The sequence below is a fragment of the Shewanella halotolerans genome, from assembly GCF_019457535.1.
Taxonomy (GTDB): Bacteria; Pseudomonadota; Gammaproteobacteria; order Enterobacterales; family Shewanellaceae; genus Shewanella; species Shewanella halotolerans.
The window spans coordinates 622,319-637,771 of sequence record NZ_CP080417.1; the positions used below are offsets into that span (position 1 = coordinate 622,319).

Consider the following 15,453-nt stretch of genomic DNA (forward strand, 5'->3'; position numbering starts at 1 on the left):
GTAGCCAAAAAAAAACCGCCATGATGGCGGTTTTTTTTTGTGGCTAAAGCCTGACGTCTTACTGACTGACTTCAGGTGCCTTCAGGCCATTGTTGATGGCGATGACATCGTCTTCGCTCAGGGTACCTGTCGCTTGTTTCAACGCCAGGATAGAGTTGATATAGCCATAACGGGCATTAGAGAGCTGACGCTTAGAGTCATAGAGGTCACGGGTACGGTTGAGTACGTCAACGATAGTACGGGTACCGACTTCGAAACCTGCCTGAGTCGCTTTCAGTGCGCTCTCAGAAGAGATCACAGATTGCTCATAGGCGCGGATAGAGCTGATAGATGCACCAACGTTGTTGAAGTTGTTACGCACATCCTTCACAACCTTGCGGTAGGTCTGTTCCATCTTCTCGCTGGCTTCCACGTATTGGTACTGTGCCTGGTTGACCTTAGAGCTCACTTTAAAGCCTTCGAAGATAGGCACGCTCAGGGTCAGACCCACGTTGGCGTTGTCGTAATCGCTCAGATCACCTGCCTGATTCTTCTGATTCAGGTTGGTGGTGTAACCCGCATTCAGGCTCAGAGACGGCATGTGACCCGCCTTGTAGAGCGAGATGGTCTGCTGGGCGATATCTTTACCGATACGCGTGGTCAGCAGATCCACACTGCTGGTCTCGGCCATCTTCAACCAGTCGTTTGGCATGGCTGGGGTTGGCGGTACCGCGGTGAAACGTGTGGTATCCAGAATATCGATAGACTTGTGGTCTATGCCGGTGATTTCTCGCAGGGCTTCGTAGCTGTTGATCAGCTGGTTTTCTGCCAGAATTTCCGATGCACGGGCCAAGTCATACTGAGCCTGAGCCTCGTGTACGTCGGTGATCGCGGTGAGACCCACGGCGAAACGCTGCTTGGTCTGCTCGAGCTGACGCTCGATGGCACGCTTCTCGGCGCCCTTGAATTCGTAGTTATCTTTCGCGGCTAAGACGTCGAAGTAGGCGCCTGTCACGCGAATGATGAGTGACTGAAGTGTCGAGGCGTAGGCGGCATCGGCCTGTGACGCCGCAAGCTCAGCAAGGTCGAGTCCAACCCAGGCGCTGTGATCGTAGATCACCTGCTTGAGTGACAGCCCTGCATCGAGTCCGCTGTTGTACTTGTCATCATCAACATTGGTCCAGCTCTTTCCATAGCCTACGCTGGCGCTGATGGTGGGTAGCAAGGGGGCGCGGTTCTCTTCGATCTGCTCGTAGAGGCGGTCACGCTGCGCTTGTGCCTGGAGCGCAATAGGATCATTGGTAAGGGCCTGCTGATATATCTGCAGTAGATCGTCGGCATGCACGGCAGAAGTCGTTGCCGCGAGAGTCAACGCTGCACATAAGGTGCGGATCTTAAATTTCATTAGCTGTCCTTTTTTAGACATAAATACTCCGAGGCGGAGCCATTTACTTAATAAAGTTAAGTGATGCTTCAGCGCAAATCATTTGCGCGAAGCGGTTTGCGCTTCCCGACGCTTCCCGATACATCTAAACTTATTAAGGTTAAGATATTAAGAAATTAACCATTTTTAAGTCAACTAGGAAGTGTAACAGTTTTTAACGGTAAGTCTGCATTTTTTAGTGGTCTACATGGTATATTGAGAGCCCTTGGGGATAAGCATTTACTAACTGAGTCGCGGGACGGGTAATGAGCCAGAAATTCACCAATGAAGATGTACAGATGCTGGAAAAACGAACCCTTTTTCAGGGGTTCTTTCGTATGGAAGAGTACAGATTCAAACATAGGCTGTTTGCCGGTGGTTGGAGCCCGGAAGTGGTGCGCGAAGTATTCGAGCGCGGCCATGCCGTGGTCGTGCTGCCCTATGATCCCGTGAGTGACAAGGTGGTGCTGATTGAGCAAATACGCATTCCAGTGGTGAATGCCGCGCCAACCCCTTGGCTGCTGGAGTTTGTCGCCGGCATGATAGAGGAGGGAGAGAGCGCCGAGCAGGTGGCTCACCGTGAACTGCTCGAGGAGTCTGGCCTGGTGGCTAGTGAGATGCACTACATCAGCCAATATTTTTCCAGTCCCGGCGGCACCAGCGAGCGATTCGATTTCTACTGGGCCAGGGTCGACGCCAGTCAGGCCGATGGCCTACATGGACTGGACGATGAACATGAGGATATCAAGGTGCATGTGATGCCCCGTGAGGCAGCCTTTCAACTATTGCAGGATGGCACCATCAATAACGCCTCGACGGTGATCGGTCTGCAGTGGCTGCAGCTCAACTACCAAACCCTAAGGGCCGCCAAGTGAGCCTGTCGTTAAATAAGCGCAAGCCGGACTATCAGGCAAACGTGAGTCGTTTTCTCGCCTTGTGTAGTCGTAACTACTTCAATATATTACGCTGGCTGCCCGCGGGCTATGAGCAGGGGCAGTCCTGGCAGGTCGAGGGAGACTTCGGTTGCCTCGAGGTTAAGCTGCTGGAAAACACCCAATATACCCAATTAATTGAGATCTCCCGTCCGCTGAAAATCGCGCAATACGTTGATACGCCTAAAGTTGTAGTGCGTGTTTACCATGACGCTAAATTAGCAGAAGTGTTAACTAGTCGACAGATTTATCGATTAAGACCAGTATATGATTATCCAAATATACGTATGTACCATAGAGACGAAAAGTATCAGGTAAATGCTTTTCTTGAAGAGTTACTCAAGATTGACAACCATGCCCGCATCATTTGTCAGTCCGAATCTTAGGGTTTTAATGTGCTAAAAGAGGCTATCTCTTATTCCATAGATCACGATGAGAGCGTAAAGCTGGTCCAGGTGACGGACCCTCATCTTTTTGCTGATCCCGAGGCGCAACTGCTGGGTGTGAATACCGCACATAGCTTGGATGCTGTGTTGAACACCATTAAGGCCGTTGAGTACCCGGCACACCTCTTATTGGCCACTGGCGACATTAGCCAAGATTATTCCAATCAGTCTTACCATAACTTCGTCGCTGCGATTGAAAAATTAAATCTTCCTTGTCACTACCTGCCGGGCAATCACGATGACCCGCGCATCATGCACCTGCATATGCAGGGCCCCAGAGTCTACGGCGATAGGCGGATCCTGGTGGGAAAGTGGCAAATCATCATGCTGGATTCCACCGTTAGGGGGAAGCCTGGCGGGCATATGGCCGACGGCGAGATGGAGCTGATCGAGGCGGCGGTGGCGGCCCATCCCGAGCTGCATACCCTGTTGGTGATGCATCACAATCCGATCCTGGTGGATTGCAAATGGTTGGATCAACACTGCATGGACAATGGCGAGGCGTTTCTCGACAGAGTGACGGCCATGCCTCAGGTCAAGGGCCTGCTGTGGGGCCATGTACATCAGAGCCTGGATCAGTTCTACCAGGGCAAGAGTGGCCCGGTGAAGTTGATGGCAACGCCTTCTACCTGCATTCAGTTTAAGCCCAAGTCTCCCTATTTTGCCCTCGATGCCCAGCAGCCAGGTTATCGCCTGCTGGAGTTAAAGCCAGACGGCAGCATCCAGGCCAACGTCTACCGCGTGCCCGGCAACAAGTTTTCACCGGATCACGACTCCAGCGGTTACTAGGCGCTCATTTTGGTGAGCAGATAGCTAGCAGTCTGCTTGGCATTAGCGGGGTTAATATTTGGTTAATTGCCGCGCCGGTGTTAGCATCTGGAAGCCCCATGCTCGGCTGCAGATGTTAGGCGCAGAGCCAATCTGCCCGACAAGCCGTTATGCAGGGAACACATTGCCGTTTTATCATTCGCTGCCGAGGAAATATGCTGCTCTATATTCATGGATTTAATAGTTCACCGTACTCAGACAAAGGTGTGGTCACTGCCCAGTATATTGCCAAGCATTTTCCCGATATCAATTTCGTACAACCCCAACTCCCGTCCACACCCAAGGCGGCCATGGCGCTGCTGACAGATTTGGTCGAGCAGGCACTGGAGAAGGGAGAAAGCCTGAGTTTCATCGGTTCATCCCTCGGTGGCTATTTTGCCAGTTATCTGGCGGAGCGTTATGGCGGGCGCGCCGTGCTGGTTAACCCGGCGGTGAAACCCTTCGAGCTGTTTGATGAGTTCCTCGGTCCCCAGTACAATCCCTACACAGAAGAAGATTATCAGATTCTACCCGAGCACAAGTTAGAGGTGGCTAAGTACGATACCCCGGCCATCTCACATCCAGATCGTTTCTTGGTGCTGCTGCAGTCTGGGGATGAGGTGCTTGATTATCGGCAAGCCGTAAATAAATACCAATGTTGTCAGATGCTCATCGAGGCGGGTGGCGATCACAGCTTCGTCGGCTACCAGCAGAAGATGCCGGGGATCTGTGATTTCCTGTTTCTTGACAAATAGACATGTAGGGCCGCAACATGGCCTGAATAACAATATATTGTGTGCGCTATGACTAACCAATACACTTCAGATGCAATTGAAGTCCTCAATGGACTCGACCCGGTAAAACGTCGCCCAGGTATGTATACCGACACCACACGTCCAAACCATTTGGGCCAAGAGGTGATCGATAACAGCGTCGATGAGGCCCTTGCGGGACACGCGACCAGAATCGACGTGATACTGCACAAGGACAATTCGCTGGAGGTGATCGACGATGGCCGCGGCATGCCGGTGGACATACATCCCGAAGAGGGGATCCCAGGAGTCGAACTGATCCTTACCAAGCTGCACGCGGGCGGTAAGTTCTCCAATAACAACTATCAGTTTTCCGGTGGTCTGCACGGCGTAGGTATCTCGGTTGTGAACGCGCTGTCGAATCGCGTCGAGATCACAGTTAGGCGCGGTGGCCAAGTTTATGAGATGGCTTTCGAGCATGGCGACAAGGTGGAAGAGCTGACGGTGACAGGCACCTGCGGTCGACGCAACACCGGCACACGCGTCCATTTCTGGCCAACCGCCAGTTATTTCGATTCGGTTAACTTCTCTATTCCCAAGCTTATCTATCTGCTAAGAGCTAAGGCGGTACTCTGCCCGGGCCTGCGTATCAAGTTTACCAACAAGCAGACCGGCGATGTCGAAGAGTGGTGCTACGAGAGCGGCCTGACCGATTATCTCAAGTCGTCAACACAGGGAGCATTGACTCTGCCTGAAGAGCCTTTTATCGGCAGCATGGCTGGTAATACCGAGGCGGTCGACTGGGCCATCACCTGGTTACCTGAGGGGGGGGACTCCCTTAATGAGAGTTACGTCAACCTGATCCCCACGCCCCTGGGCGGCACTCATGTAAACGGTTTCCGTCAGGGGCTGCTGGAGGCGATGCGCGAATTCTGTGAGTTTCGTAACCTGATCCCCAGAGGGATCAAGCTCTCCCCCGAGGATATCTGGGATCGCAGCAGCTTCATTCTGTCGATCAAGATGCAAGATCCTCAGTTTGCCGGACAGACCAAAGAGAAACTCTCCAGCCGCCAGAGTGCGGCCTTCGTCTCGGGCATCGTCAGAGACGCCTTCAGTCTCTGGCTCAATACCCATACGGATCAGGCCGAGGCCCTGGCCGAGATGTGTATCAGCAACGCCCAGAAACGTCTGAAGGCGGCCAAGAAGGTAGCGCGTAAGAAGGTGACCTCGGGTCCAGCGCTGCCGGGTAAGCTGACCGACTGCAGCGGCCAGGACCCTATGCGCGGCGAACTCTTCCTGGTGGAGGGGGACTCGGCGGGCGGCAGTGCCAAGCAGGCGAGGGATCGTGAGTTCCAGGCGATCATGCCGCTGCGGGGTAAGATCCTCAACACCTGGGAGGTGGAGGCCTCACAGGTGCTGGCCTCTCAGGAGGTGCACGACATCTCAGTCGCCATCGGTTGTGACCCGGACAGCAACGATATTTCAGAGCTCAGATACGGTAAGATCTGTATCCTGGCGGATGCGGACTCGGACGGTCTGCATATCGCGACCCTACTGTGTGCCTTGTTCATGAAGCACTACAAGGTGCTGGTGGAGAAGGGACACATCTATGTGGCCATGCCGCCGCTGTTTAGGGTCGATGTGGGTAAAGAGGTATACTACGCGCTGGATGAAGCCGAGAAGCAGGGGATCTTAGATCGTATCAGCGCCGAGAAGAAGAAGGGCAAGGTGCAGGTGACCCGATTCAAGGGATTGGGTGAGATGAATCCATTGCAGCTGAGGGAGACCACCATGGATCCCAACACCCGAAGACTGGTACAGTTAACCATAGATGATGCCGAGGACACCCTGGCCATCATGGATATGTTGCTGGCCAAGAAGCGTTCTGGCGATCGTAAGACCTGGCTTGAAACCAAAGGCGACTTAGCCCAGCTATAGCTATGTCATTAAAATAAAAAGACAAATCGTTAGACAAGCTTAATATAATGCATAATAAAAGAGTTAGTTGTTATTTTCTGAGTGCGATGTTTGCCATGATGGCATCGGGTGTGGCCCTGACGGCGCGCGCCGAGCAGCCCATCATGATCACAGTCACCAAGGGATTTGGACTCTCCTTATATGCCTCAGATCTCGGTGATGCCAAACAGATGGCACTGGGTGACGAAGGCACCCTGTTTGTGGGCTCTTATAAGTCCGGCACCATACAGGCCCTGGTAGACAGCAACGCCGATGGTCGTGTAGACAAGCGCTACGTGGTTGCCAAGGGGCTCGAGTACCCAGAGGCGATCGCCTTTCATAAGGGGGATCTCTATGTTGCCGAAGAGGAACGCATCCTACGCTTCGTGGATATCGAGAATCGGCTGAAGCGTCCAGGTCGCGGCAAAGAGGTTTACGATCGTCTGCCTGGCAAGACCAACAAGAGTCGCCGCGCCATGCGTTTCGGCCCAGATGGACGTCTCTATATCGCCATCGGCGCGCCCTGTAACGTGTGTGAGGCCCATGCGCCCTTCGGCAGTATCATCGCCATCGACCTCAACAGCGGCAGCAGTGAGCAGATCGCCACAGGTATACGCAACGTCACCGGCTTCGACTGGGCGCCCACAGACAACAAGCTGTGGTTTGCCGATCTGGGCCGTGACTGGATGGGCGACAGGCTGCCACCGGATGAGATTAACCGTGTCGATATCGTCGGCGCCCACTACGGCTTTCCCTATATTCACGCCAGCAGCGTGCTGGAGCCCGCCTACGAGAAGCCTAAGGGGCTCAAGGTCACCACGCCCGTCTTCGAATTGCCGGCCCACGTGGCACCCATGGGGCTCGAGTTCTATCGTGGCGAGCAGTTCCCCGAGAAATATCGTGATCAGCTTTTCGTGGCCGAGAATGGCTCATGGAACCGCTCCAGTAAGATCGGCTATCAGGTCACCATGTTGACCCTGGAAGATGACAGTATCAGCAAGCGCCAAACGGTGGTGAGCTTTCTCGATGGAGAGTTCCCCGTCGCCCGGCCCTATGACTTAATCATGGCGCCCGATGGGGCCATGTATATCTCAGACGATCTGAAAGGCAATGTGTATCGTCTGTTTTATAAAGAGAACGCGAGCGAAGAGATTGAATCGAGTGAAGCGAGTGAACAACAGGATCCTAATCAATGAGTGATGCGATAGATTTAAGCCTCGATGGCGTCGAACAGATGCCCTTGAGACGTTTCACCGAAGAGGCGTATCTGAACTATTCCATGTACGTCATCATGGATCGCGCCCTGCCGCATATCGGCGACGGCTTAAAGCCGGTGCAGCGTCGTATCGTCTACGCCATGAGCGAACTTGGCCTGTCGGCGCAATCTAAGCACAAGAAGTCGGCGAGAACCGTGGGTGACGTACTGGGTAAGTATCACCCCCACGGCGACAGTGCCTGTTACGAGGCCATGGTCTTGATGGCGCAGCCTTTCTCTTATCGCTACCCGCTGGTAGATGGTCAGGGTAACTGGGGGGCGCCGGACGATCCTAAGTCATTCGCGGCCATGCGTTATACCGAGGCGCGCCTGTCTAAGTTTTCCGAGGTGCTGCTGACCGAGCTGGGTCAGGGCACGGTAGATTGGGGCGTCAACTTCGACGGCACGCTTAAAGAGCCCATGGTGCTGCCCGCCCGTCTGCCGCATATCCTGCTCAACGGCATCACAGGGATCGCGGTGGGGATGGCGACCGATGTGCCGCCCCACAATGCCCGCGAGCTGGTAGATGCCTGTGTGGAGCTGATTGACAACCCCAAGGCGGATCTGGAACGTCTGATGGAGCTGGTACCCGGCCCCGACTATCCCACCGAGGCGGAGATCATCAGCCCGAGAACCGAGATCGCCAAGATCTATGAGACCGGCCGTGGCTCCATCAAGGCCCGCGCCGTCTATAGCGTGGAGTCTGGCGAGATAGTGATCACCGCGCTGCCGCATCAGGCCAGTGGCGGTAAGATTTTAGAGCAGATCGCCGCCCAGATGCAGGCTAAGAAGCTGCCCATGGTGGCCGACCTGCGCGACGAGTCAGATCACGAGAGCCCGGTGCGTATTGTTATCGTGCCTCGGTCAAATCGTGTCGATTGCGATCAGCTGATGGCGCACCTGTTTGCCACCACAGATCTCGAGAAGAACTTCCGCGTTAACCTCAATGTGCTGGGGCTCAATGGCCGTCCTCAGGTGAAGGGGCTGAAACAGTTGCTGACCGAGTGGCTGGAGTTCAGATTGACTACGGTCAGACGCCGTTTAGAGCACAGATTAGACAAGGTTTTGGCAAGGCTGCATATTCTGGAAGCCTTGATGATCGCCTTCCTCAATATCGATGAGGTGATCGAGATCATTCGTTACCACGATGATCCTAAGGCCGAGCTGATGGCGCGCTTTAACCTGACCGACGATCAGGCCAACGCCATCTTAGATCTTAAACTGCGTCATTTGGCGAAGCTGGAAGAGTTTAAGATCAAGACAGAACAGAGTGAGCTTGAGGCCGAGCGTGAGAAGCTTGAGCAGCTGCTCAGCTCAGATCGCCGCATGAAGACGCTGATCAAGAAAGAACTTAAGCAAGACGCCGAGACTTATGGCGACGAGCGCCGCTCTCCGCTGGTCGAGCGCAGCGAATCCCGCGCCCTGTCGGAGCAGGAGCTGGTACCGGCCGAGGCGGTAACTGTAGTGCTGTCCGAGAAGGGCTGGGTGCGCTGCGCCAAGGGCCATGATATCGACCCAACGGCGCTCTCTTACAAGGCGGGTGATGGCTTCCTCTGCGCCGCGTCTGGCAGGAGTAATCATGCCACCGTCTTTATCGGCTCGACGGGGCGCGCGTTTGCCACCGATACCCATACCCTGCCATCGGCCAGGAGTCAGGGTGAGCCTGTGACTACCCGCTTCCAGCTGTCACCGGGCGAGTCTATGGCCCATGCGCTGCTCGGAGAGGATGGACAATGCTTCCTGTTGGCCTCGGATGCGGGCTACGGCTTTATCGGCGATTACAAGGATATGGTGTCTCGCAACAAGGCGGGTAAGGCACTACTCAGCCTGCCGGCCAATGCTCAGGTGCTACCGCCGAAACGCGTGGACAAGAGTCGTAGCGAGTCTATCTTAGCGATCACCAACGAGGGGCGCATGCTGCTCTTCTCCGTCGATGCATTGCCGCAACTGGCCAAGGGCAAGGGCAACAAGATCATCGGCATCGCCAGCGACAGGGCCAAGAGCCGTGAAGAGCTGCTGGTGCATCTGCATGTGGTGCCGCAGGATACCGCAGTTACTCTGTGGGCGGGTAAGCGCAAGCTTACTCTCAAGCCGAGCGATCTCGAGCACTACCGTGGCGAGCGTGGTCGTCGTGGCGCCAAGCTGCCTCGTGGCCTGCAACGTGTGGATAAGGTGGAGCTTGGCGAGGACGAGACCAGTCTCTAGCCGACTGTCAGACATAAAATCCGGATACAAAAAAAGCTGCCTTGGGCAGCTTTTTTTATCTCTGATGGAAGTAGGCCTTAAGCCACTTCGTAGAAGTTGGGGATTACATCGAGGCGGGCCTGAATGATCTCGGTGGCCATCTTGCTACATTTACCACATTGATTGCCAACACCCAGACGACGCTTAACGTCGGCAAGAGACATATCTCCTTGATCGACAGCTTCTTTTATTTGCTTGTCGGTAATGGCGTGGCAAAGGCAAACATACATACAGGTGACTCCCCTACTTCAGATGCATGCAATTATAAATGAAAACGATTCTCACTGCTAATAACTCCTGGTTATAGATCGTGCATTATGGCGCCTAAGCGGGGAATTAAAAATTGTGAGCTAGCCCACTAAATACGGGGCTTCCAGCCTATTGGTGGCTCGAACTTGACCTCGTTTTGTCTGGCCGTAGGCTAGGGCGGTAATGAGCGCAAGCGCGCGTGAAAGATGCACTTACCACAAGTTAAGATGGTTTATTTGCTGGCTTATGATGGGTTGGGGTAGGCATTTACTGCTCAGATGAGGCGCTATCTTTGGCTGATAGCGCCAGGGGGAATTAAGCTTAATAGCCGCGCTCGAAGTTGACCTTGTGGCTCAGGGGCTCTCCCTTGATGAACTTGTGATAGTTATTGGCGAAGATCTCCACCACCTGCTCTGGGAAACTCGGCGCGGCGATATGGGGAGTAATGATGACATTCTCCAGTGACCAGATGGGATGCTCCTGAGGCAGGGGCTCCTGATTAAACACATCTAGGATGGCGTTCTGCTGGGGATGAGTCAGCAGCTGGGCGTAGAGGGCGTCGAGATCCAACACGTCGCCGCGGCCCAGATTGAAGAGGATTGCCTCAGGCTTCATCATGGCCAGCAGCTCCTGGTTGAGCGCTCCCTGGGTCTGCGGCGTGCTGGGCAGTATGGCGGCGATGGCGTCTGCCTTACCTATGTGGTGGGCCAGATTAGCCAGGGTATCGACGCTGTCGAAGCCTATGGTCGGCTTAGCGCCGCGGTTGATGCCGGTCACCCGCATGCCGAAATGTTTGGCGGTCTGTGCCAGGTGTTTAGCGATATTGCCTGTGCCTAACAGCAGCAGCTCCTGCCCCTGCAGGGTGCGGAAGTTGCCCGGGCGCCAGATCTTCTCCGCCTGCTGGGACTGATATTGCTTGTGCTGACGCTGGTGGGCCAGCAGGTAGCCAAACAGGTACTCGCTCATCAGGGGGCCGAAGATCCCCCGCACATTGGTGAGCTGGTAGTCGCGGCGCAGTCTGGGTTTGACCAGGAGATCGACGCCGGCATAGGTGGATTGCATCCACTTGATCTGTTTGGCATGGCCCACCAAGGGGGCGGCCAATGGCGGTTCGGCGAGCCAGATATCGGCATCGAGAATACTCTGGGGATCGTCGCCTAGCAGTGTCAGGTGCGGCAGGTGACAGGAGCCGAGCAGGTTGCGGTATTTGTCGTTATCGCTGGTTAACAGCAGTAGCTTGTGTTCCATAGCGAGTCCTTTTGGCTGTTATTATTTTTGTATGAGACCCAGAAAATGGCTGGTTTATTTTGGTGGCGAACTTTATTCAGTCGCACCTTGTCATTATAGATGCTCCCGCCTGGCTTAGTACTTAAGTGGGGGGCTAGTGCTACAGTTACAAAAAATGGCTGAGGTGTCCACCGCTAGTGCGGACTTTGCCTATTTGTTGGGCAGTTTAAGGTGAGTAGGCACTCGCTGACCCTAGCGGGTCAGCAGCAGTTGATGGACGCAGTTGGCGCTGACGTCGGGGAAATTACTGAAGATGCCATCGACGCCCATCTGCGACAGATAGTGGATGTCGTCGCGATTATCCACGGTATAGACAAACACCTTGGCGCCGCGAGCGTGGGCGTCATCCACCAACTCTCGGGTGACGAAGTTGACGCTCAGGTGCAATGAGAAGGCCTCAAGCCGAGTGACTATGGCGGCCAGGTCTTCCGGCACCCCCTCGATGAGTGGCGCCAGTACAGCATCGGGGAAGGCTTGTCTCAGGGTGAACAGAAAGCCGTGATGGAAGGATGAGATCAGCAGCTGATCGGCGCGGTAGTTGAGCTTCTCGAGGATCTCAGGGTAGAGGGCCATGAAGGGGCCGAGGGAGTTGAGCCCTTTGAGCTCTATATTGATCAGGGCATCGAAGGGTTGCAGGTACTCCAGCAGCTCCCAGAGTTTAGGGATGGGCTCGCCATCAACGGTAACGCCGGCCAGATACTCTTGAGTCATCGCCTCGATAAGACCTGTGCCACTGCTTTTGCCGTCGAGACGCCTGTCGTGAAATACATAGAGTTCGCCCTCGACGCTGTGCACGTCGATCTCCACGGCGTTACAGCCCAAGGCGATGGATTTCTTGATGGCGGCCAGAGTATTTTCGGCGCCATAGCCGCTGGCGCCACGGTGAGCATAGACACGCATTAGCTTCTAATTATCCCCTGAGTCTCTTTACTTTGACCACTAATATGCACCTCGAGCTGCGGATAGGCGAGCTCCAGATGATTCTCTCTCAGTTTCTTGCTGACCTGCTTGTGCAGCTTGTGTCGTAGCGGCCAGCGGGTGTTCATATCCTTGGCATAGGCGCGGATCTCATAATCCTGGGTATGCTGACCAAATCCGGCAAACCAGACCTCGGGCTCCGGCGTGGTCAGGGCATCGTCACACTCCTTGACCGCCTGATAGAGCGCCGCCTCGACCCGTGCGGGATCCGAGTCTCTGGCGACCGAGACATAGACGATCACACGAGTTATCGGGTCTGACAGCGACCAGTTGATCAGCTGCTCGGTAATGAAGGCCTTGTTGGGGACGATTATCTCTTTTCTATCCCAATCGACAATCGTGGTGGCGCGGATCTGAATCTTGCTTACCGTACCTGTCAGTTCGCGAATGGTGACGGTATCACCGATACGCACAGGCTTCTCGAACAAGATGATCAGGCCCGAGATGAAGTTGGCGAAGATCTCCTGCAGGCCGAAACCTAAGCCTACCGAGAGCGCCGCGACCAGCCATTGCAGCTTAGACCACTCCATCCCCAGGGTCGAAAAGCCGCTGAGCATACCGAAGAAGACCACCAGATAGCGGCTCACAGTGGTGATGGCAAAGCCTGTGCCCTGGGTGAGATCCAATCGTTGCAGAATCATCAGCTCCAGCAGACCCGGCAGGTTGGTGGCTATCATCAGCGAGAAGCCGACGATGATAAGGCCCAGTAGCAGGGACTTGAGGGTGATAGGGATCTGCTGGGCGATGCCATCGACCGTGCTCGAGCTGGTCCACAGGGTGATGCCATCCAGAAACGAGAAGATAGCGCTATGGGTCTGAGTCCACAGACCAATCAGGCTGATCAGGAAGGCCAGCGTTAGCAGTGAACGCACCAGCCCAAGTGACTGGCTGGAGATGGTCTCGAGATCCACCACAGGCTCTTCATAGGTGTCCGGCGGCTCGTTACTGTTGGGGTCCTCTTCTTTCTCTCGCTGGGCCAAGATCTCGGCGCGCTTTGCCTTGGCGCGGTTAAAGGCGATGCGGCGCCGCTCGATTAACATCCAGCGTTTAATCAACTGATACAGCAGCATGAAGCTTAGGGATAAGATCAACGACAGCTGCAGCTGTAGCAGCATCTGATAGGCGGTGAAGTAGTAGCCCCTGAAGGCCAGCACGGCACAGGTCGGCGGCAGTAGTATGAGTATCGACCAGAGCAGTTTCTGCAGCAGGCGCTTATTCTTATCGTCCTGGTGGTAGTGATGTTCCTGCTTCGACAGGCTCAGCATATCGCGGTAGAACCAGAACAGCATGAGGGCCAGTAGGATGAAGGCGCCGCGTCCCAGGCTGTTGCGCACCAGCGAAGTTTCTAGCACCTCGGTGAAGCCGATCACGCCGACAATCGGCATCGCCAGTATGGTCAGGGCGCGCAGGCGCTGCTGACCGGCGCGTATGATCGCCTTGTCGCCCTTGAAGTGGCCGATCAACAGACCCTTATCCAGCGCCAGTAGATAGGTGAGGCGATAGAGCTGGTATAGCATGCCTATGGCCAGTATGCCCATGCCCACCGAGGAGACCAGGTTATGGTTGCTGAAGTAGAAGATCAGACCGCCGCAGATCAACGGCAGTGGTTTGATACAGCTGTAGAGCAGCGAGCCAACCAAGGTATTGAAACTATAGATAAACTTATCTTGCGTGACATTACCCACATAGGTGACGTTTTTGGCCATCAGCTGGGTAAATTTAGGCGTGACCAGGTCCTGCATTACCAGGCAGAGCACCATCAAGATCACCCACCAGGACCAGAGGGTGCTCTGTTCGCTCAGGGAGTCGTGTACCTGATGCCAAGGGGCCTGGGTCAGCAGCCATTGGGTGCTCTGATACAGGTCGCCCAGCCAGTAGCCGTCTATGCTGTTGGCGTTGGCTACCCAAAACAGGTGCTCGTTAAGCGTGGTCTTAAGGGTCTGATACTGCTGGCCCAGCTGTTCATACAGCACCCTTAACTCGGCCAGTTCGCCAAGGTAGAGATCATAGTTTTCCAGCAGCTGACGCTGCAGCTCTTTCTGGGCACCGACCAGCTTGTTCTGCAGCGGCGTGAGCTGCTCGACGGCGCCGAGTAGCGGGTGCAGAGTCTGGTCTTGCTCTATCTGGTAGCGGGCCAGACGGGCATTGGCGATCTCATTGCTGATCTTGTCCTGGCTCGGCGGCTTGGGCAGGGAGTAGAGGATACGCAGGAAGCGCTCGCCGAAGGCCGAGTTAAGCTTCACCAAGGCGATCTGCTGCTGAATATTAGTGATCTGCTTGGCCTGGAACTGGTATTGGGTCTCGGCCTGCTCCTGCAGTGTCATCACATTGGTGACCTCATGGGTCAGCTGTTTCAGCTGCTCGCCGTAGGCTTGGTTCTGCGCATTTAGCTTGATGGCGATGGCGTCGTCTGTGATGGAGGTTTCAATCTGACTGGCGGCGATGGTGGCCGCCGTCGCCTTGTGGCGCTGCTCGGCGATGGCGCCGTTGAGACGTTCGATAAGGGCCTCTTGCTGCACCAGCTGGCTGCGCACCAGCGCCAGTTGCTGCTGGGTGAGCGCGATCTGTTTCTGGCTGCTGGCCAGCTCCGATTCCAGGGTCGACAGGCTCTGAACATAGACCCGGCGCTGCATCTCGCTCAGGGGCTGGTTGTCATTGCTGGTCGCCTGTTTGTGCTTGGCCAGGGTCAGGTTGGCTTGGCTTATCAGGCTAGGAAGCTGTTGCTGGCGTTTGATTAACTCGTTGACCTGAGTGGCCAGGTTAGCCTCTGTCTCTTTGAGCTCAGACAGTCTCAGGTAGGAGAGTGAAGCCTGCTGGCTCAGATCTTGTTTGGGGTTATATTCCAGCGGCGTGGCGGCTTCTTTAAGCTGCTGAGTCAGCGCCTGTTTCTGGCTCTGATACTGGTGAATGATGGCGTCGAAGCTGGACTGCAGGACCTGTTGCTCGGTGAGCTGTTCCTCCAGCAGACTCAACTGCTCGGCGGTGCTCTTGCTGGCGACCTGAGGCTCCTGTCCTAATCCCAGGCGTTTATTGAGGTTCAGGGGCGAATTTGCGGCGCCTGAGAATGAGATTAGACAGAGAATAATCAGTAATATACGAGACATAAGCCGCTTTGTTCACACCAGCATCAATGGACGCTTATATA

The 15,453-nt window shown here is 55.0% G+C and carries 12 protein-coding genes; 7 read left to right on the forward strand and 5 right to left on the reverse strand.

Annotated features, from left to right (window positions below):
• Positions 1 to 58: 58 nt before the first annotated feature.
• The gene (gene tolC / locus K0H81_RS02810) at positions 59 to 1,384 is read right to left on the reverse strand and encodes an outer membrane channel protein TolC (RefSeq protein WP_144199778.1); all 1,326 of its coding nucleotides are present in this window, start codon (positions 1,382 to 1,384) and stop codon (positions 59 to 61) included.
• 284 nt (positions 1,385 to 1,668) lie between these two features.
• Here tolC and nudF point away from each other — a divergent pair, with 284 nt between their 5' ends.
• From nudF to parC, 7 genes are all read left to right on the forward strand, one after another.
• On the forward strand, positions 1,669 to 2,277 hold the full coding sequence (gene nudF, locus K0H81_RS02815; protein WP_220059823.1) for an ADP-ribose diphosphatase: 609 nt from the start codon (positions 1,669 to 1,671) through the stop codon (positions 2,275 to 2,277).
• Positions 2,274 to 2,720 carry a DUF1249 domain-containing protein gene (locus tag K0H81_RS02820; RefSeq protein WP_011864352.1) on the forward strand — a complete coding sequence of 149 codons (447 nt, stop codon included), beginning with the start codon at positions 2,274 to 2,276 and terminating at the stop codon, positions 2,718 to 2,720. Before nudF ends, K0H81_RS02820 begins: the two co-directional genes overlap by 4 nt.
• A 9-nt stretch (positions 2,721 to 2,729) precedes the next feature.
• Positions 2,730 to 3,569: a 3',5'-cyclic-AMP phosphodiesterase gene (cpdA, locus tag K0H81_RS02825; RefSeq protein ID WP_144199774.1), complete on the forward strand. Its 840-nt coding sequence runs from the start codon at positions 2,730 to 2,732 to the stop codon at positions 3,567 to 3,569.
• A gap of 194 nt (positions 3,570 to 3,763) precedes the next feature.
• Complete coding sequence (locus K0H81_RS02830) at positions 3,764 to 4,342, forward strand: YqiA/YcfP family alpha/beta fold hydrolase (RefSeq protein ID WP_220059824.1); 579 nt, start codon at positions 3,764 to 3,766, stop codon at positions 4,340 to 4,342.
• 48 nt (positions 4,343 to 4,390) lie between these two features.
• Positions 4,391 to 6,277 carry a DNA topoisomerase IV subunit B gene (parE, locus tag K0H81_RS02835; protein ID WP_220059825.1) on the forward strand — a complete coding sequence of 629 codons (1,887 nt, stop codon included), beginning with the start codon at positions 4,391 to 4,393 and terminating at the stop codon, positions 6,275 to 6,277.
• A gap of 86 nt (positions 6,278 to 6,363) precedes the next feature.
• On the forward strand, positions 6,364 to 7,491 hold the full coding sequence (locus tag K0H81_RS02840) for a PQQ-dependent sugar dehydrogenase (protein ID WP_258406440.1): 1,128 nt from the start codon (positions 6,364 to 6,366) through the stop codon (positions 7,489 to 7,491).
• On the forward strand, positions 7,488 to 9,755 hold the full coding sequence (parC, locus tag K0H81_RS02845; protein WP_220059827.1) for a DNA topoisomerase IV subunit A: 2,268 nt from the start codon (positions 7,488 to 7,490) through the stop codon (positions 9,753 to 9,755). The genes K0H81_RS02840 and parC overlap by 4 nt, the downstream gene beginning before the upstream one ends.
• 77 nt (positions 9,756 to 9,832) lie before the next feature.
• Here parC and K0H81_RS02850 read toward each other — a convergent pair whose 3' ends face one another.
• From K0H81_RS02850 to K0H81_RS02865, 4 genes are all read right to left on the reverse strand, one after another.
• Positions 9,833 to 10,024 carry a bacterioferritin-associated ferredoxin gene (locus tag K0H81_RS02850; protein WP_144199766.1) on the reverse strand — a complete coding sequence of 64 codons (192 nt, stop codon included), beginning with the start codon at positions 10,022 to 10,024 and terminating at the stop codon, positions 9,833 to 9,835.
• Between the two features lie 340 nt (positions 10,025 to 10,364).
• Positions 10,365 to 11,291 carry a D-2-hydroxyacid dehydrogenase gene (locus K0H81_RS02855; protein WP_220059828.1) on the reverse strand — a complete coding sequence of 309 codons (927 nt, stop codon included), beginning with the start codon at positions 11,289 to 11,291 and terminating at the stop codon, positions 10,365 to 10,367.
• 231 nt (positions 11,292 to 11,522) lie between these two features.
• Positions 11,523 to 12,230 (reverse strand): glycerophosphodiester phosphodiesterase, encoded by a 708-nt coding sequence (locus tag K0H81_RS02860; RefSeq protein WP_220059829.1) that lies wholly within the window; start codon positions 12,228 to 12,230, stop codon positions 11,523 to 11,525.
• Positions 12,230 to 15,412 (reverse strand): mechanosensitive ion channel domain-containing protein, encoded by a 3,183-nt coding sequence (locus K0H81_RS02865; RefSeq protein ID WP_220059830.1) that lies wholly within the window; start codon positions 15,410 to 15,412, stop codon positions 12,230 to 12,232. Before K0H81_RS02865 ends, K0H81_RS02860 begins: the two co-directional genes overlap by 1 nt.
• Positions 15,413 to 15,453: the final 41 nt, after the last annotated feature.

Bases quoted from the DNA above. Each gene is read 5' to 3' on its own strand.
- tolC (WP_144199778.1), bottom strand. From the start codon at position 1,384: ATGAAATTTAAGATCCGCACCTTATGTGCAGCGTTGACTCTCGCGGCA.
- nudF (WP_220059823.1), top strand. From the start codon at position 1,669: ATGAGCCAGAAATTCACCAATGAAGATGTACAGATGCTGGAAAAACGA.
- K0H81_RS02830 (WP_220059824.1), top strand. From the start codon at position 3,764: ATGCTGCTCTATATTCATGGATTTAATAGTTCACCGTACTCAGACAAA.
- parE (WP_220059825.1), top strand. From the start codon at position 4,391: ATGACTAACCAATACACTTCAGATGCAATTGAAGTCCTCAATGGACTC.
- K0H81_RS02840 (WP_258406440.1), top strand. From the start codon at position 6,364: ATGTTTGCCATGATGGCATCGGGTGTGGCCCTGACGGCGCGCGCCGAG.
- parC (WP_220059827.1), top strand. From the start codon at position 7,488: ATGAGTGATGCGATAGATTTAAGCCTCGATGGCGTCGAACAGATGCCC.
- K0H81_RS02850 (WP_144199766.1), bottom strand. From the start codon at position 10,024: ATGTATGTTTGCCTTTGCCACGCCATTACCGACAAGCAAATAAAAGAA.
- K0H81_RS02855 (WP_220059828.1), bottom strand. From the start codon at position 11,291: ATGGAACACAAGCTACTGCTGTTAACCAGCGATAACGACAAATACCGC.
- K0H81_RS02860 (WP_220059829.1), bottom strand. From the start codon at position 12,230: ATGCGTGTCTATGCTCACCGTGGCGCCAGCGGCTATGGCGCCGAAAAT.
- K0H81_RS02865 (WP_220059830.1), bottom strand. From the start codon at position 15,412: ATGTCTCGTATATTACTGATTATTCTCTGTCTAATCTCATTCTCAGGC.